Source organism: Actinomadura syzygii, assembly GCF_008085905.1.
Lineage (GTDB): Bacteria > Actinomycetota > Actinomycetes > Streptosporangiales > Streptosporangiaceae > Spirillospora > Spirillospora syzygii.
In genome coordinates this window covers 54,789-72,402 of record NZ_VSFF01000002.1, presented here as the reverse complement: position 1 = coordinate 72,402, position 17,614 = coordinate 54,789, and the positions used below count along the sequence as shown (strand labels likewise).

Sequence of the window (17,614 nt, the reverse complement as noted above, 5' to 3'; positions counted from 1 at the left end):
GCGCGCGCACTAGCCGAGGGCCTGCGGGATCAGTTCGGACAGGGCGCGGAAGGCCCGGCCGCGGTGGCTGATGGCGTCCTTCTCCTCGGCGGAGAGCTCCGCGGTGCTGCGCTCGCCGCCGTCCGGGACGAAGATCGGGTCGTAGCCGAACCCGCCGGTGCCGCGCGGCTCCCGGATCACCGTGCCGCGCAGGCGGCCCTCGACGCAGTGCTCCACGCCGCCCGGGACGACCAGCACGGCCGCGCACACGAACGCCCCGCCGCGCAGCTCGTCGGGGACGTCCGCGAGCTGGTCGAGGACGAGCCGCAGGTTAGCGGTGTCGCGGTCGCCGGTGGCCGCGCCGTAGCGTCCCGACCAGCGGGCGGACAGCACGCCGGGCATGCCGTTCAGCGCGTCCACGCAGAGGCCGGAGTCGTCGGCGACGGCGGGCAGGCCGGTGAACGCGGCGACCGCGCGGGCCTTCAGCAGCGCGTTGCCCTCGAACGTCAGCTCGGTCTCGGCGACGTCGGGGGCGCCGGGGAACTCGTCCAGGCCGACGACGTCCAGCTCGCCGAGGATGCGGTGCAGTTCGGCGACCTTGCCCTTGTTGTGGGTGGCGAGGACGATCCGCGTCATCGGGCGAGGGCCTCGTTCTGGAGGCGGGTCAGCTCGGCGCAGCCCGCGGCGGCGAGGTCGAGCAGGGCGTCCAGCTCGGAGCGGTCGAAGGGGGCGCGCTCGGCGGTGCCCTGCACCTCGGCGAACCGGCCGTCGCCGGTGCAGACGACGTTCATGTCGGTGTTGGCGGCGCCGTCCTCCTCGTAGCAGAGGTCGAGGCGGGGCTCGCCCTCCACGACGCCGACGCTGACCGCCGCCACGGACGTCATCAGCGGGTTGCCGCGGAGCAGCTTGCGGCCGCGCATCCAGGACACGGCGTCGGCGAGCGCGACGTAGGCGCCGGTGATCGCGGCGGTGCGGGTGCCGCCGTCGGCCTGGAGGACGTCGCAGTCGAGCTGGACGGTGTTCTCCCCCAGCGCCTTGAAGTCGATGCAGGCGCGGACGGAGCGTCCGATCAGGCGGGAGATCTCGTGGGTGCGGCCGCCGATCCGGCCCCGGACCGACTCGCGGTCGTTGCGCGTGTTCGTGGCGCGGGGCAGCATCGCGTACTCGGCGGTGACCCAGCCGAGCCCGCTGTCGCGCCGCCAGCGCGGCACCGACTCCTGGACGGAGGCGGCGCACAGGACCCGCGTCGCGCCGAACTCGACGAGCACCGACCCCTCCGCGTGGTCGAGCCATCCGCGCTGGATCCGGACGGTACGGAGCTGGTCATTGGCGCGATCATCGGGACGGGGCATGCGCTCCACCCTAGCGGGGTTCACAGGGTGTACCGGGCCCCCACCTCGGCGAGGTCGATGGGCCCCTCGTAGCCGCTGTCCCTGGCCTCCTTGAGCGACACGTCGGCATCGTTCCACGGCACGAGATGCGTGAGGACGAGGCGTCCCGCGCCGGCGCGGGCGGCGTGCTCGCCGGCCTCGCGGCCGGTCAGGTGCAGGCCGGGCGGGAGGCCGGGGCCTTCCAGGAACGACGCCTCGCAGAGGAACAGGTCGGCGTCGCGGGCAAGCTCGATCAGCGTCTCGGACGCGCCCGTGTCGCCGGAGTAGGCGAGCGTCCGGCCGCCGTACTCGATGCGGAACGCGTACGCCTCGACGGGGTGCGGCATCAGCGCGGTCGTCACGCGGAACGGGCCGATCTCGTAGGGGCCGCGGCGCAGCGTCCGGAAGTCGAAGGCCCCGGACATGCCGGGCTCCGGGTCGAGGTCGTACGCCTGCGCCATCCGCCGGGCGGTGTCCTCGGGGCCGTGGACGGGGATGCGCGGCGCCGGGCCGTTCGGCCGGTAGGTACGAGCCACCCAGTATCCGCACAGGTCGAGGCAGTGATCGGCGTGCAGGTGGGAGATGCACACGGCGTCGATCTCGTAGAGCGAGCGGAAGCGCTGCAGGGAACCGAGCGCGCCGTTGCCGAGATCGAGGACGAGCGCGTAGCCTTCGGCCTCGATCAGGTAACTCGACGCGGGGCTGTCCGGCCCCGGAAAACTGCCGGAACAGCCGATCACGGTGACCCGCACGCTCACTCCTCCTTTGTGTCCCCGAGGAATCAGGCGTTCAGAGCCTTGTTCAGGGCGGCGCTTGACACCAGTGTGACCCGCTCTCCCGCGACATTCGAGGCGACGCCGGTCAGCGGCGGGTAATGCGATCGGGATGCGTGCGGCATGGTGCCCAAGGCTAGGCGACACGGCCGTGCACGGGCGCGTCATGCGTTCGACATCACACCGTCACGCGCATACGGCGCCCGGTCTCAACGGAGGAACGCTCCGGATCGGGACGAGTCAGGCGCGCGGGACGCGGGCGAGCTGCCTGCTCTGCGCGACGAGGCGTCCGGCCGAGTCCCAGACCTCGACCTCCTCGTCGAACCAGCCGTCGGCGAGGAGCCGCCCGGTGCCGTGCAGGGCGAGCCAGCCGGGCGCGGGGACGGCCCGCATGTGCCAGGTCAGCTCGACGGTCGGGGCCCAGCCCTGGGCGCCGAGGTTCAGCGCGACGGGCGGCAGGGCGTCCACGGCGAGGGCGAGGGAGCAGGCGTCCGGTTCGTGGCCGTCGCGGAGCCGGAACCAGGCGCGGACTTCGGGACGGCCGCTCGGCCGCCCGTCCAGCCAGCCCATCGTCGTCCGGTCGAACCGCATGTCGACCTGGTCGGCGAAGCCGCGCGAGCCGCTCGGCGGGAGGAACTCGGTGCAGTCGTCCAGGGGCGGCAGGCCGGTCGGCCGGTCGCCCGCGTAGCCGGGCTCGGCGGCGCTGTCGAGCGTGCCGGTGACGATCAGCGCGTCCACCGTGGGACGGTCGTCCTGGACGAGCGTGACCAGCGCGGACGCGGCCGTCCTGCCCTCCTTGCGCGGCTCGACGAACACCTGTGCGGGGCCCGCCTTCGCGACGCGGTGGAAGTTCGCGGCGGTCGAGACGGGGTGCGCGTGCGGGGACGCGTCCATGGCGGCGCGGGCGAGGACGGCCATCAGGTACCCGCCGTTGAGCGCCTCGCCGATGGCGAAGCCGCCGTCGAGGTCGGCCTTGTACCGGCCGTCCTCGACCCGCTCGACGGCCGTGGCGTCGCCGAACCCGGTCATCTCCGCGCACCCCCGGAACAGTTCTAGAACTACGTTCGAGAACGCACTCTACCCGGCGGGTGCGACAGCCGGACCGGTCAGGCCCAGAGCTGCCCTTCGAGACGGGCCTCGGCCTCTTCGAGCGTCCCGCCGTAGGCGCCGGTGGACAGGTACTTCCAGCCGCCGTCCGCGACGACGAACGCGATGTCGGCGCGCTCGCCCGCCTTGGCCGCCTTGTTCGCCATCCCGATCGCCGCGTGCAGGGCGCCGCCGGTGGAGATCCCGGCGAAGATGCCCTCCTGCTCCAGCAGCTCGCGGGTGCGGCGCAGCGCGTCGCCCGACGTCACCGAGAAGCGCGTGGTCAGCACGGAGTCGTCGTACAGCTCGGGGATGAAGCCCTCGTCGATGTTGCGCAGCCCGTACACGAGGTCGCCGTACCGGGGCTCGGCCGCGACGATCTTCACGTCCGGCACCCGCTCGCGCAGGAACCGGCCGACGCCCATCAGCGTGCCCGTGGTGCCGAGCCCGGCGACGAAGTGCGTCACGGTCGGCAGGTCTTCGAGGATCTCCGGGCCGGTCGTCTCGTAGTGCGCGAGGGCGTTGGCCTCGTTGCCGTACTGGTAGAGCATCACCCACTCGGGGTTCTCCGCCGCCAGCCCCTTCGCGACCCGGACGGCCTCGTTGGAGCCGCCCGCGGCCGGCGAGAAGATGATCCGCGCGCCCCACATCTCCAGCAGTTGGCGGCGCTCGGCGGACGTGTTCTCCGGCATCACGCACACCATCTCGTAGCCGCGCAGCTTGGCGACCATGGCGAGGGAGATGCCCGTGTTGCCGGACGTCGGCTCCAGGATCGTGCAGCCGGGGGTGAGCAGGCCCTCCTTCTCCGCCTTCTCGATCATGAAGAAGGCGGGGCGGTCCTTCACCGAGCCGGTGGGGTTGCGGTCCTCCAGCTTGGCCCAGAGCCGCACGTCGCCGCCCGGCGAGAGCCGGGGAAGGCCGACGAGCGGCGTGCGGCCGAGCGAGTCGAGCAGCGAGTCGAAGCGCATGCGGGGGCGTCCAGACCGGCTCAGCCGCCGGCCACGGCGGGCAGGATGGTGACGCTGTCGCCGTCGGCGACCGCCGTCTCCAGGCCGCCGAGGAAGCGGACGTCCTCGTCGTTCAGGTACACGTTGACGAACTTGCGCAGGCCCTTGTCGTCCACGAGCCGGTCGCGGAGCCCGGCGTGCCGGGTGTCCAGGTCGGCGAACAGCTCGTCGAGCGTGCCGCCCTTGCCCTCGACGGCCTTCGCGCCGTCGGTCAGGTTGCGCAGGATCGTCGGGATCCGGACCTCGATCGCCATCGCGGTGATCTCCTTCTACGTCGTACGGGGCTGGCCCGCCCCCTGCACACAACCGGGCGGGCGGCGGGATGATTCCAGGGCTTGCCTCGGGCTTGCTCCGGCGTCCTCCGGCCCTGGTCCAGGCGTGGTCTCGGGCGTGGTCTCGGGAGGAGCCGGCGGCGCGTCAGCGACAGTCGTAGACGACCTCGGCGCGCGAGTGCCCGAACAGGAAGCTCTGCACGGGTGGCACGGGCGCGGACCCGGCGCGGCGCCGCACGCCGCACGTCAGCCGCCCGGTCGTCCCCATGCCGCCCAGTTTACCGGGCGCGGCCCGGCCGTCCCCGCCGCCGTCAGCCGTACGACTCGACGATCTCGACCTCCTCCTCGACGACCTCGCCGTCGACGAGGAGGTAGGAGCGGAACTCGACCTCGTCCGGGGCGCGGGTGGAGACGAGCACCCGGTGGATGCGCGGGTCCGCCAGCGACGACCGGAGGTAGTCGATGTCCGTCCGGGAGGGGTACGCCTCGGTCGAGGTGTGGGAGTGGTAATGGACGATCGGCTCCTCGTCGTTGTCGTCCATCTCCCGGTCGACCCAGTACCACTCCTGGTCGTCGAACCGGTGGTAGGTGGGCGAGCGCTCGGCGTTGGTCATCTGGATGAACCGGGTCGGGCGGTCCGAGCCCTGGGGGCCGGCCACGATTCCGCATGCCTCGTCCGGGTGGTCCGCGCGGGCGTGCGCGATGATCTTGTCGACGAGGGCACGTTCGATCGTCAGCATGCCCCGAAGGCTACCCGGCGGGCCGCTCGCGGGCCGACTCCGGGCGGCTCGCCACGGGACTCGCGGGGGCTCACCAGAGGGCGCGGACCAGCTGCTCCTGGAGCAGCGTCAGCCAGTCGTAGGCGGCGAACATGGGGGCGCGCGGGTCGTCCGCGGTCATCCGCTCGGCCTCCTCGTACCACTCGTCGGTGATGTCGAGCCGGGTGCCGAGCGCCAGCCGGACGTCGTTCAGCGCCCGCAGCCACGCCTGGGCGCGCTCCTCGTCCAGGACGACGTCGCCCGTCCCCTCCAGGGAGGCGAGCACCGTCCCGGCCGCTTCGCGCTTGCCGTCCCGCAGCCCCATCTCGGTGTAGCGGCGGAACTCCTCGGCGGCCTTGCCGTCGTCGCGGTAGGCGTCCGGGAACAGCCGCGCGAGGACGGGGTCGTCCGGCTTGGTGGCGTTCTGGGAGATGCCCATGGAGGCCAGCTCGTCGTCCGCGCCGGGGGCGTCGCCGAGCAGCGCGAGGATCTGCTCCATGAGGGCGCGCAGGAGCGCGACCTCCTCGGTCTCCAGCCGGACCCTGATGCCCTGCCTGGTCCGCTTCACGTTGCTCACGGCTAGTCGTCCCGCCTCACTGTCGCCCACAGGCCGTAGGAGTGCAGGATCTCGACATCGCGCTCCATCTCCTCGCGGGTGCCGTTCGCGACGACCGCCCGGCCCTTGTGGTGGACGTCGAGCATCAGCTTCTCGGCCTTGGGCTTCGCGTACCCGAACACGGCCTGGAACACGTATGTGACGTACGACATCAGGTTGATCGGGTCGTTCCAGACGATGGCCAGCCAGGGACGGTCTGCGCTCACGTCCTCCTCGACGTCCGGCCGCTCCAGTTCGACGGGCGCCGGCGCCGTGCCCATCGCGGTCGCCGTGCCCGCGACGGCCGTTGCGCGCGCGCTCATGGCGCTCATTCCGCGTGCCCCCTCTCTCCGTCAGGTCGGTCCGCCCACCGCACCCGATGCTATGCGCGCTCCCCCGGGTGTGACGGCCTGCCCGACCATGGTGCCCACAGTGGGCCTTAGGGTTCCACTTGTGGACCTTGGTGACGGCACCGCCCTGCTGACGGACAGGTACGAGCTGACCATGCTCCAGGCGGCGCTGCGCAGCGGGACGGCCGGCCGCCGCGCCGTCTTCGAGGTGTTCGCGCGCAGCCTGCCCGCCGGGCGCCGGTACGGCGTCGTCGCCGGGACGGGACGCCTCCTCGACGCCCTCGACGCCTTCCGGTTCGACCCGGACGAGCTGGAGTACCTGTCCGCGAACGGCATCGTCGACGAACAGACCGCGCGTTGGCTGGAGAAGTATCGCTTCACCGGGAACGTCTGGGGCTATGCCGAGGGCGACTGCTATTTCCCGGACTCGCCGATCCTGGTGGTGGAGGGGACGTTCGGCGAGGCCGTCCTGCTGGAGACGCTCGCCCTGTCGATCCTCAACCACGACTGCGCGATCGCGTCGGCCGCGTCGCGGATGGTCCGGGCGGCGCAGGGGCGTCCGATCATCGAGATGGGATCGCGGCGCACGCACGAGCGCGCCGCCGTCGCCGCGGCCCGCGCCGCCCACATCGCGGGGTTCGCCACCACGTCCAACCTCGCGGCGGGACGGCGGTACGGCGTCCCGACCGCCGGGACGAGCGCGCACGCGTTCACCCTCCTGCACGACAGCGAGCGGCACGCCTTCGAGGCGCAGCTCGCCTCGCTCGGCGAGAGCACGACGCTGCTGGTCGACACCTACGACGTGGAGCGGGCCGTCCGGACGGCGGTGGAGCTGGCGGGGCCGTCGCTCGGAGCGGTGCGGATCGACAGCGGCGACCTCGGCGTGGTGGCCCGGCGCGTCCGCGACCAGCTCGACTCGCTCGGCGCCCGCGACACCCGCATCGTCGTGACCGGCGACCTGGACGAGTACGGCATCGCCGCCCTCGCCGCCGCGCCCGTCGACGGGTACGGGGTCGGGACGTCCCTGGTCACCGGCTCGGGCGCGCCGACCGCGTCGCTCGTGTACAAGCTCGTCGCCCGCGCGGACGGCCCCGACGACGACGCTCCCATGCGCCCGGTCGCGAAGCGGTCGACCGGCAAGCCGAGCCGGGGCGGGCGCAAGACCGCCGTCCGGCGGGTGGACGGGCACGGCACCGCCTACGCCGAGACGGTCGCCACCGGCGAGGTAGGGGCCGGACCGCGCGACCGCGTCCTCCAGGTGCCGCTCGTCCGGGACGGCGAGGTCGTCGGACGCGAGCCGCTCGGCGCTGCCAGGGAGCGCCACGCCCGCGCCGTCGCGGAGCTGCCGCCGACGGCGACGCAGCTGTCCAAGGGCGAGCCCGCCGTCCCGACCGAGTTCGTCGACGGCGGCCCGCGCCACTGAACCGGTGCCGCTGAACGCGCACCGCTGAACGCGCGCCGCCGAGCCGCGCCCTTCACGGGGGATTCCGCGTCGCTGGGGTACGGTCCCCAGTGAGCCCTCTTTTCATCTTCCGGGGAGCGGTCATGGGCAAGAAGGCGCTGATCATCGTTGACGTCCAGAACGATTTCTGCGAGGGCGGCTCGCTCGCCGTCGCGGGCGGCGCGGACGTCGCCACCGCGATCTCCGGGCACGTCGCCGCGCACCGGTCCGACTACGCGCACATCGTCGCGACCCGCGACTTCCACCTCGACCCGGGCGGCCACTTCTCCGCCGCGCCCGACTTCGTCGACACCTGGCCGCCGCACTGCGTGATCGGGACGCCGGGCGCCGACTTCCACCCGAACCTCGCGCTCGCGCCCATCGAGGCCGTGTTCGGCAAGGGCCGCGAGTCGGCCGCCTACAGCGGGTTCGAGGGCGTCTCCGACGACGAGCAGCCGCTCGCCGACTGGCTCGCCGCCCGCGGCGTGGACGCCGTCGACATCGCGGGCATCGCCACCGACCACTGCGTCCGCGCGACCGCCGTGGACGCCGCCCGCGCGGGGCTGCGGACCACCGTCCTGCTCGACCTCACCGCCGGGGTCGCCAAGCCCACCGTCGACCGCGCCCTGGAGGAACTGGCGGACGAGGGCGTCACCCTCTCCGGCGCCCCCGTAGTGACCACCTGACCCGCGATGACACCCCCCAAAGTCATCGTCGTGGCGGGAGTCGCCGGGAGCGGGAAGACCACGGTCGGCGCCGTCCTCGCCGAGCGCCTGGGCTGGGACTACGCCGAGGCCGACGTCTTCCACACCGAGGCCGCCATCGAGAAGATGCGCTCCGGGCACCCCCTCACCGACGCCGACCGGCTCCCCTGGCTGCGCGCCATCGCCGCCTGGATCGACGACCGGCTCGCCACCGGCCGTCCCGGCGTCGTGAGCTGCTCGGCGCTCAAGCGCCGGTACCGGGAGCTGCTGGCGGACGGCCGCCCCGGCGTCCGGATCGTCATGCTGGACGGCGACCGCGACACGATCGCCGCCCGGATGCGCGCCCGCGAGGGCCACTTCTTCGACGTCGCCCTGCTCGACAGCCAGTTCGCCGCCCTCGAACGCCCGACCCCGGACGAGAACGTCCTCGTCCTCCCGGTGACCGGCACCCCAGAGGAGACCGTCGACCGCATCCTCGCCGCGCTCGACCTCGTCCCCAGGCACCTGCGCGCCTAGCCTCCGTCGAGGGGCATTTTCCGGCCTCTCACGCCGCGATGCCGCTGCTAGGTTGGGGAATACGACGACGCCACCACCGTCGAACCCACGGGGAGAACTCCGATGACGGCGATGCCGGACGGGGCCGTGCCTGAAGAGCCGTCGTTCGTCCGTGAGGACCTGCGCGAGGCGTTCGCCGCGCTCGAAGTGATGCCCGGCTTCCGGGCCGAACTCATAGATGGAGAGATCATCGTGTCGCCGCCCCCCGACGGGCAGCACGAGACCATGGTCGTGGAAGTCACTTCCGGCCGGCGGGGAGATCGCAAGGGGGCGGAACGCGACCGGGGGCCCAAGCGCCAGGGGTACGCCGCCGCCGACATCCCGCTGTACCTGTTGATCGACCGGCTGGAGGGAAAGGCCACGATCTTCTCCGAGCCGCGGGGCAACGAGTACACCCACAGCGCCTCGGTCGCCTTCGGCGAAGACCTACCCATTCCCACGCCACTCGAAAGCGTCCTCCCCACCGACGAGTTCTTCTAGGCGTAGCGTTCAAAGAAGCGTCACGGCCCGAACGACCGAAGAGACCCCCGCCTACCTAGGCGAGGGTCTCGGTGTGTGGGGGGGAGGTCGGGCTTACGGGATGTCCAGGTCGCCCACCTTGACATCGCGGACGAAGGCCCGGAAGGACTCCGGCGACAGGGCGAACGCGGGCCCGGCGGGGTCCTTGCTGTCCCGCACCCCGATGTTGCGTGCGAGCGCTGCAACTTCTACGCAACTGGTGTTGTCCGACGTAGCGCTACGGCTCGACTTGCGCCACTCGATCATTGGTAGGTCTCCATAGCTCGTTGGATCACCGCTCGCGATGGTCCGACGGGGGCGGCGATATGGCCGATACGGTCGTACCTTACTTGAAACGCCTCCACCTCCTTGGGGTCAGTGACGAGCCCACCGCCGTGGGGCGCATCCGCGTAGGCGATGTCGCGGGAGTCCACTGTCAGCAGCTCAAGCATGCCGTCATACCCGACATGCACTCCCGTGCTCTTTTCGAGCACTCGCACGTTGACGTGCGGAAGGTCGCCGAGTTCCAACAGGTGTTTGAGTTGGGCGTACATGATCGCGGGTGAACCGACGGGTTGCTCTAGCGCAACCCAATTCAGGATCACGGACACCTCCGGCGGCTGTTCCCGGTCGAACACCGCCGTCTGTCGAGCAAGCCGCGTCTCCACCGCCTCGCTCAGGTCGCGGACGAGTCCCACGGAGAACACCGCCCGCGCGTAGTCGGGGGTTTGGAGCAGCCCCGGGACGAGCCCGACCTCCCACAGCCGGACGCGCGTTGCACGCGCCTCCTGTTCCGCCAGGTCCCCTAGCCGCCATTCGTCGTCTTTGCGCTCTTTGGCGAACTTTACGAGCCTGGTGAACAGGCGTTCCAGACTCCACTCGCGGTCAATGATCTCCGCGTGGTCCAGCTGCAGCGGGATCGTCCCAGATTCGATGCGTGAAACGATTGAACGATCACGTCCCACGAGCCGCGCAAGGGCCGCCCCGGACATTCCCCGCAGGCGACGCTGTCTACGCAGCTCAACCGCTATGAGATCCCACATCGACCGGTCCGGGTCTAAAGGCCCTTGGCTCATCGTTCGTCACGCTCCGTATGTTGCAATCGGTTCATGAACGTAGCGAACTTACCTTGTGGCGGCGCATCCTGTGTGGCGTTCGACATAAACATCTGACCGGCGAGGTGATATTCGGCATGGGCCACCACACGATGCACAAACAAGTGTCAGGAGAACCTGCCGGAGCTGCGTACCGGGTGCCGCCCGCGCGTCCGGGGATGGCGCCCCGGGTGGCTTCTTCGCTGCTCGCCGTCCTTGAGTCCGTGCACGGGGAACGGCTGGCGTTCTTCCGCGCGCTCCAAGTGGAGCTTTCCGACGCGCGGGAAATCGCGGCGGTCATCGCCGACGACAACGGATACCCGGTGTTGAGCATCACCCGCGTGGACGGAACATCGTCACTCACGGTCGGGTGCGTTTATTGGCGGGGTTCGTGGTGGTTTGCCACTCCCGACATGTCCCGGTTCGCTCCGGCTCGCAATTGCCCCGGAGCGGCATTGGCGATCAAACAGGCGATGCGCGCCTGAAAAGGCAGGAGGTAATCAGAATGGCGGAGAAAACCATAGATCAGCGAGAGGAAGCGAGTCCCCTCGATGAGTCGCGGGCCGCATTGGACGCGCTGCGGGGAGCGCTTGAGGGGGCGGGCATCGTGCTCACCTCACTTCGGGTGGACGTCGGCCCCGTCTTCGGCTGCTACGCGCTCGTGGACCTCGGACCCTGCAACCCCGACACCGCGCGCAAGCTCGCGGACGTGATCAGGCGGGGAAGCACGGCCCTGGCCTCAGACCCACGCGGGGCCGTGCACCTCGGCGGACTGGCGAGCCTGCTGCGCGGGCACGGGTACACCGCCGACGTCGTGGACGGGCGTCTCCGGGCCACGGACGGCCCGGACCCCTGGGGCGTGGTGGTCGAGTGCAGGGAACGGCCCGACGATGACAACCGCCTGTGGTTGGCGTGGGCGGAAGGGGTCTCCTGGATCTGTGAGGCCGACCACCCGACCGACGCCCTCGTGACGGTCAAGGCCGCGCTGCGACGGGTCGACACCTGAGCCCCTAGTGGCGGCGTTTGGCGGCCCAGTCTCGGATCTTGGTGATGCGTTTGCGGATGTCGGCGGCGCTGGCCTGGGCGACGGCGGGGCCGCCGCAGGTGCGCTGCAACTCGTTGTAGATGACGCCCTGTGGTTGCCCGGTGCGGTGGTTCCAGGCGTTGACCAGGCCGTTCAGCTCGCGGCGCAGGGCCGCGAGGTCTTCGGCGGCGGTGCGGTCGGCGCGGTCCTCCCGCGGGTCGCCGGTCTTGCGGCGCCGCTCGTTGGCGATCTGGTCGGCCTGCCGCTTGCGCAGCAGCGCCGACACCTGTTCGGGCTCCAGCAGGCCGGGGATGCCGAGGTACTCCTCCTCCTCGGCCGAGCCGGGCTGGGCGTGCATGCCGAACTCGCCGCCGTCGTAGAGGACGCGGTCGAACGTCGCGGACGCCTCGACCGTCTCGAACGGCAGCTCCTCCCCCACCGCGTCCGGGGTGTCCTGCTGCCGGTTGGCCTCGGCGAGGAGGTCGTCGTCGAGGCCGTCCTCGCGGACGGGACGGTCGAGCACGTGGTCGCGCTCGGTCTCCATCTCGGCGGCGTGCCCCATCAGCGTCGGCACCGACGGCAGGAACACCGAGGCCGTCTCGCCGCGCTTGCGGGCGCGGACGAAACGCCCGATGGCCTGCGCGAAGAACAGCGGCGTGCTGGTGGACGTCGCGTACACGCCGACGCACAGCCGCGGGATGTCGACGCCCTCCGACACCATCCGGACGGCGACCATCCACCGGTCGTCGGTCTCGCCGAACGCCTTGATCTTCTTGGACGCGGACGGGTCGTCCGACAGCACGATCGTCGCGCCCTGCCCGGTGACGGCGCGCAGCATCTTGGCGTAGGCGCGGGCGGTCTCGTGGTCGGTGGCGATGACGAGGCCGCCCGCGTCCGGGATGACGCGGCGCAGCTCGGTGAGGCGGCGGTCGGCGGCGGCGAGCACCTGCCCGATCCAGTCGCCCTTCGGGTCGAGCGCGGCGCGCCACGCCTGGGCGGTCTGGTCCTGGGTGAGGGGCTCGCCGAGGGTCGCGGTGATCTCGTCGCCGGCGCGGGTGCGCCAGCGCATCTCGCCCGCGTACGCCAGGAAGATCACCGGCCGGACGACGCCGTCCGCGAGCGCCGGGCCGTACCCGTAGGTGTAGTCGGCGCGGCTGCGGCGGACGCCGTCCGGCCCCTCGTCGTACTGGACGAACGGGATCGGGTTGATGTCGGTGCGGAACGGCGTGCCGGACAGCCCGAGCCGCCGCGTCGCGGGCTCGAACGCCTCCCGGACGGCGTCGCCCCAGGACAGCCCGTCGCCCGCGTGGTGCACCTCGTCGAAGATGACCAGCGACTTGCGGGACTCGGTGCGGTTGCGGTGCAGGGCCGGCCGCGCCGCCACCGTGGCGTAGGTGACCGCGATGCCGTGGAAGTCCTTGCCGACCGGCCCGTCGCCGTTCTGGTACTCCGGGTTGATCTTGATGCCGACGCGGGCCGCCGACTCGGCCCACTGCCGCTTCAGGTGCTCGGTCGGGCAGACGATCGTGATCGCCGAGACGACGCGGCGCTCCATCAGCTCGCGGGCGAGCCGGAGCGCGAACGTCGTCTTCCCGGCGCCGGGCGTGGCGACCGTGAGGAAGTCTCGCGGGCCGGGCTGCCGCCCGTCCCTCCCGAAGTAGGCCTCCAAAGCCTGCTGCTGCCAGGCGCGCAGGGACGACGCCGTCCCCCAGGCGGCCCGCTCGGGGAAGGCGGGAGGCATGCTCGACGCTGCGAAGGTGCTCACGGTCATCGAAGGCTACCGAGACCCGCCGACAGATCGGACCTCTCCGGGCGCACGTGTGCCGAGATCCACACCGCGATCCGCCCGCCGCGCGGCCGGATCGGCGTGCCGGTGGCCGCGCCGCCCGGACCGGTACGCGGCCCACGCCGCGCGGATCCGGCGGCCCTGACCTGCGGTGAACTCCCGCATGCAGGTGTCGTGGCCGTAGTCCATGAAGTTGTGCACCGGGTCGCGGCCGCGCTGCGCGCACGTGTCGCGGTATGTCGGGCAGCCCTCCGCCGGTTCGGCCTCGTACGGTGTGTCGGCCACGCCGTCCCCCGGCGGGACGCAGCCGCCCTGGAACGTGTGCAGCAGGCCGAGCCAGTGCCCGATCTCGTGGACGGCCGTGTAGCCCCGGTCGAACGGCCCGTCCGCGTTCTTCGGCAGCGCGCGGTAGTCGATGACGACGCCGTCGAGCCTCGGGTGCTTGCGGTACCACTGCGGGAACGTGGAGAACCCGAGCACGTCCGTTCCCACGGCGGCGGTGAAGACGTTGAGGGTGCCGCGCCCGCCCCTCCGCAGCCGCTTCTTCATCGCCCCCTCGTACTCCTGCGGGTCGTTGAACCAGTCGGAGGCGTTCGTCCAGTCGGCGCTCGCGAGGCGGAACCGGACGCCGGTGTCGGCGCCGCCCCTGCGTCCTCCGTAGGCGGCGTTCAGCGTGGAGACCTGGCGCCGGACGACCGACGCGGGCACCCGTCCCCTGCTCCCGCTGTGGACGACATGGAACCGCACCGGCACCACCAGCCGTGCCCTGCGCAGCGACATGTCGAGCCGCTGCTCGTCGGACGTCCCGAACCGGCCGAGGAGCGCCCGCCGTAGCTCGGCGAGCAGCGCGGCGGACTGCTCGCCGCCGAGATCGGCCCGGTCGCCCGGCCGGGCCCTGCGGGCCGCGCTCCCCCGATCGCACCCGTCGCCCCGCGCGGAGGCCGGAACGGCCCTGACCCGCGCTCTGTCACCCATCGCGCCTGATGCGCCACACACCGTAACCAACAGTGCGCACAACGAAATCCCGGCGAGCCGCCGCAATTCATCCCCCGTGAAATTGTGCGCGCCGGGCCCCCCGCCCGGCGCGGAACGCCGGCCGCCGAGCGGCGGCCGGTCCGATCAGATCAGCCCCAGGTCAGGTCACTCGTCGCCGTCGCGACCCGGCTGCATGGATTCGTAGATCTCCTTGCACTCCGGGCAGACGGGGAACTTCTTCGGGTCCCGGTTCGGCACCCAGACCTTGCCGCACAGCGCGATCACCGGCGTGCCGGCCACGGCACTCTCGGTGATCTTCGCCTTCTTCACGTAGTGCGCGAACCGCTCGTGGTCCCCGTCACCGTGCGAGAGGTCCGGCCGCACATCTGTCTGGGTGTCGCCGTCGGGCAGGATCTTCGTACTCACGTCGCTCACCTTAGTTCAGCGTCGGGTCCTCGGGGAAAGTGGAGACGAACGCCAGGTCGCCGCCCTGCCTGCGCAGGACGTTCTGCCAGAGCCGCGTCGGGTCGCCCGCGAAGACGTCGCCCGCCTCGGCCGGGACCAGGTACCAGGAGCCGTCCTCGATCTCCGCGCGCAGCTGCCCGGCCGACCAGCCCGCGTACCCGGCGAACACGCGCAGCTGCAGCAGCTCCGCCGCGAGCAGCCCCGGCGGCGCCTCCAGGTCGACGAGGCCCACCCGCGCGACCTCGGCGCCGCCGTCCAGCGCGCGCCAGCCGAGCGGCTCGTCCTCTCCCGGGAGACGGGCCAGGGCGAGCGCGTTCTCCAGCGCGACGGGGCCGCCCTGGAAGACCACCGGGGGCCCGGTGACGAGCTCCGCCCACGGCGGCAGGACGCGGTCGACCGGGATCTCGGTCGGCCGGTTGAGGACGACCCCGAGCGTGCCGCCGTCGATGTCGTGCTCGACCAGCAGGACGACACTGCGCCTGAAGTTCGGATCCTCCAGCTGGGGGGTCGCCACCAGCAGCAGCCCTACCCTGATGCCGTCTTCCATGGGTTCCATCATGCGTTGCGCGGACCTCCGGCGGCACGTCCCCCCGCTCGTTAGCCTGTTACGCATTCCTATCGATGGGGATATCGGCACCACGAGAACCTAGGTTAAGAATGATCTAGGATCATCTGCCACCCGTGTTAACTACGGGCCGGGGAGGACAGCGATGCAGTTGCCCAGGGTCGTCATCGCCGCCGCGTTCTTCGTGATCGGAGCTCTGATCGCGATTCCGGCCCTGGTCCGAGCGGTGTCGCCGGACTCGGAGCCGTCCGCGTCCGCCACCACCTCGCCGACCTCGACGACGCCGAAGCCGTCCGGGACGCCGACCGGCGATCCGGCGCGTCCGGTGTCCGCCTCCATCGGGACAGTGTCCTGCCCGGCGCGGACGGTGAACGTCACCGTGCGGAACACCGGCACCCAGAACGAGGACTTCGGGATCGAGAAGAACGACGACACCGCCGCGATCCCCGGCGAGCTCCGCCCGAAGGCCACCCGGACGATCGCCGTGAAGCTCCGCGAGGACCGCGCCACCCGCGTCACCGTCAACTGGGCGAACAAGCGCATCGAGGCCCGGACGCTCAAGGCGAACTGCAAGAAGGCGGGGGCGACGCCCGCGCCGTCCAAGAAGACCCCGCCGCCGGCCAGCCTGCCGCACACCGGCCCGGACACCATGCTCTGGGCGCGGGCCGCGACCGGCGTCGGCATCATCCTCACCGGCGCGATCATCTTCTGGTACGGCGGGATCTGGCCGCGCCGCCGCGACCAGATGTTCGCCAAGAAGAACTGACCGAGACGACCGGGGACCCGCGCGGCTCAGGCTCGCGCGGGTCACGCCTCAGCGGGGTTACGCCTCGGTGCGGGGGCGGCCGCCCGCGGCCTCGCGGACGGCGCCCGCGACGCGCGTGGCCACCTCCGGGTGGAAGACGCTCGGGACGATGTAGTTCGGCCCGAGCTCGTCCGGCGTGACGACCTCGGCGAGCGCCGTGGCCGCCGCGGCGAGCATCTCCAGGGTGACGCCGTCGGCCTGCGCGTCCAGCAGCCCGCGGAAGACGCCCGGGAACGCCAGCACGTTGTTGATCTGGTTCGGGTAGTCGCTGCGGCCGGTCGCGACGACGGCGGCGTGCTCGCGCGCCTCGTCCGGCGACACCTCGGGCTCGGGGTTGGCGAGCGCGAACACGATCGCGTCGTCGTTCATCGTCGCGATGTCGTCGCCGTTCAGGATGCCGGGCGCGGACACGCCGATGAACACGTCGGCGTCCTTCACCGCGCCGCGCAGGTCGCCCGCGTAGCCGGCCGCGTTGGTGTGCTCGGCGATCCAGCGGAGCGAGTCGTCGAGGTCGTCGCGGCCCTTGTGGACGGCGCCCCGGTAGTCGCACACGACCAGGTCGCGGGCGCCCGCGTGGATCAGCAGCTTCAGTATCGCGCTGCCCGCCGCGCCCGCGCCCGCCATCGTGATCCGGACGGCGCCGATGTCCTTGCCGACGACGCGCAGCGCGTTGGTCAGCGCGGCCAGCACGCAGATCGCCGTGCCGTGCTGGTCGTCGTGGAACACCGGGATGTCGAGCAGCTCGCGCAGCCGCGCCTCGACCTCGAAGCAGCGCGGGGCGGAGATGTCCTCAAGGTTGATGCCGCCGAACGCGGGCGCGAGGATCTGCACCGTCCGGACGATCTCGTCGGTGTCCTGGGTGTCGAGGCAGATGGGCCAGGCGTCGATCCCGGCGAACCGCTTGAACAGCGCGGCCTTGCCCTCCATCACCGGCAGCGCGGCCTCGGGCCCGATGTTGCCGAGGCCGAGCACGGCCGACCCGTCGGTGACGACGGCGACGCTGTTGCGCTTTATCGTCAGCCGCCGGACGTCCTCGGGGTTGCGGGCGATGGCGAGCGACACCCGCGCGACGCCCGGCGTGTAGGCCATGGACAGCTCGTCGCGGTTGCGCAGCGGCACCTTCGACTGCATCTCGATCTTGCCGCCGAGGTGCATCAGGAACGTCCGGTCGCTGACCTTGTGGATCTTGACGGCGTCGATGCCCTCCAGCGCCGCCGAGATCGACTCGGCGTGCTGGGTGTCGCGGGTCGCGATCGTGACGTCGATGCGCAGCGTCTCGTGCCCGGCGGTGTTGACGTCGAGCGCGGTGACGATGCCGCCCGCGTTCTCCACGACGTGGGTGATCTGGCTGACGGCACGGCCACCCGCCGGGACCTCCAGCCGGACGGTGATGGAGTACGACACGCTGGGCACGCTCGCCACGAAACTGCTCCCTCTACTCCGGGGTGACCCCGTCGCGGCCAGCACGCCCCGGTCGGCACGCTCCCGCCGCGTCAACCGAGCATACGCTCC

General features: G+C 71.7%; 24 protein-coding genes. 7 read left to right on the top strand and 17 right to left on the bottom strand.

Annotated elements, in window-relative coordinates; genetic code table 11:
• Nucleotides 1-9 precede the first annotated feature (9 nt).
• The 10 genes from rdgB to clpS all read right to left on the bottom strand — a co-directional run bounded on the left by rdgB (nucleotide 10) and on the right by clpS (nucleotide 6,121).
• Nucleotides 10-615 carry an RdgB/HAM1 family non-canonical purine NTP pyrophosphatase gene (rdgB, locus tag FXF65_RS04540; protein ID WP_148348437.1) on the bottom strand — a complete coding sequence of 202 codons (606 nt, stop codon included), beginning with the start codon at nucleotides 613-615 and terminating at the stop codon, nucleotides 10-12.
• The gene (rph, locus tag FXF65_RS04535; RefSeq protein WP_148348436.1) at nucleotides 612-1,331 is read right to left on the bottom strand and encodes a ribonuclease PH; all 720 of its coding nucleotides are present in this window, start codon (nucleotides 1,329-1,331) and stop codon (nucleotides 612-614) included. The genes rdgB and rph overlap by 4 nt, the downstream gene beginning before the upstream one ends.
• Nucleotides 1,332-1,351: 20 nt before the next feature.
• Nucleotides 1,352-2,101 carry an MBL fold metallo-hydrolase gene (locus tag FXF65_RS04530; protein WP_187412093.1) on the bottom strand — a complete coding sequence of 250 codons (750 nt, stop codon included), beginning with the start codon at nucleotides 2,099-2,101 and terminating at the stop codon, nucleotides 1,352-1,354.
• A gap of 261 nt (nucleotides 2,102-2,362) precedes the next feature.
• Nucleotides 2,363-3,151, bottom strand: a complete 789-nt coding sequence (locus FXF65_RS04525; protein ID WP_148348434.1) for a thioesterase family protein — start codon at nucleotides 3,149-3,151, stop codon at nucleotides 2,363-2,365.
• A gap of 77 nt (nucleotides 3,152-3,228) precedes the next feature.
• Nucleotides 3,229-4,176 (bottom strand): PLP-dependent cysteine synthase family protein, encoded by a 948-nt coding sequence (locus FXF65_RS04520; protein WP_148348433.1) that lies wholly within the window; start codon nucleotides 4,174-4,176, stop codon nucleotides 3,229-3,231.
• A gap of 20 nt (nucleotides 4,177-4,196) precedes the next feature.
• Entirely contained in the window at nucleotides 4,197-4,469 is a 273-nt protein-coding gene (locus FXF65_RS04515) for a MoaD/ThiS family protein (protein ID WP_067903054.1), read from the bottom strand.
• A 163-nt stretch (nucleotides 4,470-4,632) separates the two neighbouring features.
• The gene (locus FXF65_RS45775) at nucleotides 4,633-4,755 is read right to left on the bottom strand and encodes a hypothetical protein (protein WP_281288872.1); all 123 of its coding nucleotides are present in this window, start codon (nucleotides 4,753-4,755) and stop codon (nucleotides 4,633-4,635) included.
• Between the two features lie 43 nt (nucleotides 4,756-4,798).
• Entirely contained in the window at nucleotides 4,799-5,227 is a 429-nt protein-coding gene (locus tag FXF65_RS04510; RefSeq protein WP_148348432.1) for a M67 family metallopeptidase, read from the bottom strand.
• Between the two features lie 70 nt (nucleotides 5,228-5,297).
• Nucleotides 5,298-5,822 carry a DUF2017 domain-containing protein gene (locus FXF65_RS04505; RefSeq protein WP_148348431.1) on the bottom strand — a complete coding sequence of 175 codons (525 nt, stop codon included), beginning with the start codon at nucleotides 5,820-5,822 and terminating at the stop codon, nucleotides 5,298-5,300.
• 2 nt (nucleotides 5,823-5,824) lie between these two features.
• Nucleotides 5,825-6,121, bottom strand: a complete 297-nt coding sequence (gene clpS, locus FXF65_RS04500; protein ID WP_067903243.1) for an ATP-dependent Clp protease adapter ClpS — start codon at nucleotides 6,119-6,121, stop codon at nucleotides 5,825-5,827.
• A 139-nt stretch (nucleotides 6,122-6,260) separates the two neighbouring features.
• On the opposite strand from clpS, the gene FXF65_RS04495 reads away from it, so the two are divergent.
• From FXF65_RS04495 to FXF65_RS04480, 4 genes are all read left to right on the top strand, one after another.
• A complete protein-coding gene (locus FXF65_RS04495; RefSeq protein ID WP_148348430.1) occupies nucleotides 6,261-7,613 on the top strand; it encodes a nicotinate phosphoribosyltransferase in 1,353 nt (450 codons plus the stop codon).
• A gap of 122 nt (nucleotides 7,614-7,735) precedes the next feature.
• Entirely contained in the window at nucleotides 7,736-8,317 is a 582-nt protein-coding gene (locus tag FXF65_RS04490) for an isochorismatase family protein (RefSeq protein WP_148348429.1), read from the top strand.
• Nucleotides 8,318-8,347: 30 nt separating this feature from the next.
• Entirely contained in the window at nucleotides 8,348-8,851 is a 504-nt protein-coding gene (locus FXF65_RS04485) for a gluconokinase (RefSeq protein WP_246198352.1), read from the top strand.
• Between the two features lie 102 nt (nucleotides 8,852-8,953).
• The gene (locus FXF65_RS04480; protein ID WP_222868373.1) at nucleotides 8,954-9,370 is read left to right on the top strand and encodes a Uma2 family endonuclease; all 417 of its coding nucleotides are present in this window, start codon (nucleotides 8,954-8,956) and stop codon (nucleotides 9,368-9,370) included.
• A gap of 93 nt (nucleotides 9,371-9,463) precedes the next feature.
• Here the strand turns inward: FXF65_RS04480 and FXF65_RS04475 are convergent, their stop codons facing one another.
• A complete protein-coding gene (locus FXF65_RS04475) occupies nucleotides 9,464-9,655 on the bottom strand; it encodes a DUF397 domain-containing protein (RefSeq protein ID WP_148348427.1) in 192 nt (63 codons plus the stop codon).
• Nucleotides 9,652-10,464, bottom strand: a complete 813-nt coding sequence (locus tag FXF65_RS04470) for a helix-turn-helix domain-containing protein (protein ID WP_148348426.1) — start codon at nucleotides 10,462-10,464, stop codon at nucleotides 9,652-9,654. The genes FXF65_RS04475 and FXF65_RS04470 overlap by 4 nt, the downstream gene beginning before the upstream one ends.
• 17 nt (nucleotides 10,465-10,481) lie before the next feature.
• Between FXF65_RS04470 and FXF65_RS04465 the strand changes: the two genes are divergently transcribed.
• Together FXF65_RS04465 and FXF65_RS44375 are read left to right on the top strand one after the other, a co-directional pair.
• Nucleotides 10,482-10,967, top strand: coding sequence for a hypothetical protein (locus FXF65_RS04465; RefSeq protein ID WP_148348425.1), 486 nt, complete (start codon nucleotides 10,482-10,484; stop codon nucleotides 10,965-10,967).
• Between the two features lie 122 nt (nucleotides 10,968-11,089).
• Nucleotides 11,090-11,488 (top strand): hypothetical protein, encoded by a 399-nt coding sequence (locus FXF65_RS44375; protein WP_222868372.1) that lies wholly within the window; start codon nucleotides 11,090-11,092, stop codon nucleotides 11,486-11,488.
• 4 nt (nucleotides 11,489-11,492) lie between these two features.
• Here FXF65_RS44375 and FXF65_RS04455 read toward each other — a convergent pair whose 3' ends face one another.
• The 4 genes from FXF65_RS04455 to FXF65_RS04440 all read right to left on the bottom strand — a co-directional run bounded on the left by FXF65_RS04455 (nucleotide 11,493) and on the right by FXF65_RS04440 (nucleotide 15,279).
• Nucleotides 11,493-13,247, bottom strand: a complete 1,755-nt coding sequence (locus FXF65_RS04455; protein ID WP_148348875.1) for a DEAD/DEAH box helicase — start codon at nucleotides 13,245-13,247, stop codon at nucleotides 11,493-11,495.
• A gap of 36 nt (nucleotides 13,248-13,283) precedes the next feature.
• Nucleotides 13,284-14,267 carry a zinc metalloprotease gene (locus FXF65_RS04450; RefSeq protein WP_148348424.1) on the bottom strand — a complete coding sequence of 328 codons (984 nt, stop codon included), beginning with the start codon at nucleotides 14,265-14,267 and terminating at the stop codon, nucleotides 13,284-13,286.
• 165 nt (nucleotides 14,268-14,432) lie between these two features.
• Nucleotides 14,433-14,693 (bottom strand): DUF3039 domain-containing protein, encoded by a 261-nt coding sequence (locus FXF65_RS04445; protein ID WP_187412091.1) that lies wholly within the window; start codon nucleotides 14,691-14,693, stop codon nucleotides 14,433-14,435.
• A gap of 10 nt (nucleotides 14,694-14,703) precedes the next feature.
• Nucleotides 14,704-15,279, bottom strand: coding sequence for a YqgE/AlgH family protein (locus FXF65_RS04440; protein WP_148348422.1), 576 nt, complete (start codon nucleotides 15,277-15,279; stop codon nucleotides 14,704-14,706).
• A 163-nt stretch (nucleotides 15,280-15,442) separates the two neighbouring features.
• Between FXF65_RS04440 and FXF65_RS04435 the strand changes: the two genes are divergently transcribed.
• Nucleotides 15,443-16,063 (top strand): hypothetical protein, encoded by a 621-nt coding sequence (locus FXF65_RS04435; RefSeq protein ID WP_148348421.1) that lies wholly within the window; start codon nucleotides 15,443-15,445, stop codon nucleotides 16,061-16,063.
• Between the two features lie 57 nt (nucleotides 16,064-16,120).
• Here the strand turns inward: FXF65_RS04435 and FXF65_RS04430 are convergent, their stop codons facing one another.
• On the bottom strand, nucleotides 16,121-17,524 hold the full coding sequence (locus tag FXF65_RS04430) for an NAD-dependent malic enzyme (protein ID WP_148348420.1): 1,404 nt from the start codon (nucleotides 17,522-17,524) through the stop codon (nucleotides 16,121-16,123).
• Between the last annotated feature and the right edge of the window lie 90 nt (nucleotides 17,525-17,614).

Excerpts from the sequence above, each read along its gene's own strand:
- FXF65_RS04465 (WP_148348425.1), top strand. The coding sequence starts at position 10,482 with ATGTTGCAATCGGTTCATGAACGTAGCGAACTTACCTTGTGGCGGCGC.
- FXF65_RS45775 (WP_281288872.1), bottom strand. The coding sequence starts at position 4,755 with ATGGGGACGACCGGGCGGCTGACGTGCGGCGTGCGGCGCCGCGCCGGG.
- FXF65_RS04475 (WP_148348427.1), bottom strand. The coding sequence starts at position 9,655 with ATGATCGAGTGGCGCAAGTCGAGCCGTAGCGCTACGTCGGACAACACC.
- rdgB (WP_148348437.1), bottom strand. The coding sequence starts at position 615 with ATGACGCGGATCGTCCTCGCCACCCACAACAAGGGCAAGGTCGCCGAA.
- FXF65_RS04435 (WP_148348421.1), top strand. The coding sequence starts at position 15,443 with ATGCAGTTGCCCAGGGTCGTCATCGCCGCCGCGTTCTTCGTGATCGGA.
- FXF65_RS04440 (WP_148348422.1), bottom strand. The coding sequence starts at position 15,279 with ATGGAAGACGGCATCAGGGTAGGGCTGCTGCTGGTGGCGACCCCCCAG.
- FXF65_RS04520 (WP_148348433.1), bottom strand. The coding sequence starts at position 4,176 with ATGCGCTTCGACTCGCTGCTCGACTCGCTCGGCCGCACGCCGCTCGTC.
- clpS (WP_067903243.1), bottom strand. The coding sequence starts at position 6,121 with ATGGGCACGGCGCCGGCGCCCGTCGAACTGGAGCGGCCGGACGTCGAG.
- FXF65_RS04470 (WP_148348426.1), bottom strand. The coding sequence starts at position 10,464 with ATGAGCCAAGGGCCTTTAGACCCGGACCGGTCGATGTGGGATCTCATA.
- FXF65_RS04455 (WP_148348875.1), bottom strand. The coding sequence starts at position 13,247 with ATGCCTCCCGCCTTCCCCGAGCGGGCCGCCTGGGGGACGGCGTCGTCC.
- FXF65_RS04450 (WP_148348424.1), bottom strand. The coding sequence starts at position 14,267 with ATGGGTGACAGAGCGCGGGTCAGGGCCGTTCCGGCCTCCGCGCGGGGC.
- FXF65_RS04480 (WP_222868373.1), top strand. The coding sequence starts at position 8,954 with ATGACGGCGATGCCGGACGGGGCCGTGCCTGAAGAGCCGTCGTTCGTC.
- FXF65_RS04510 (WP_148348432.1), bottom strand. The coding sequence starts at position 5,227 with ATGCTGACGATCGAACGTGCCCTCGTCGACAAGATCATCGCGCACGCC.
- FXF65_RS04495 (WP_148348430.1), top strand. The coding sequence starts at position 6,261 with ATGGTGCCCACAGTGGGCCTTAGGGTTCCACTTGTGGACCTTGGTGAC.
- FXF65_RS04515 (WP_067903054.1), bottom strand. The coding sequence starts at position 4,469 with ATGGCGATCGAGGTCCGGATCCCGACGATCCTGCGCAACCTGACCGAC.
- FXF65_RS04525 (WP_148348434.1), bottom strand. The coding sequence starts at position 3,151 with ATGACCGGGTTCGGCGACGCCACGGCCGTCGAGCGGGTCGAGGACGGC.
- rph (WP_148348436.1), bottom strand. The coding sequence starts at position 1,331 with ATGCCCCGTCCCGATGATCGCGCCAATGACCAGCTCCGTACCGTCCGG.
- FXF65_RS04490 (WP_148348429.1), top strand. The coding sequence starts at position 7,736 with ATGGGCAAGAAGGCGCTGATCATCGTTGACGTCCAGAACGATTTCTGC.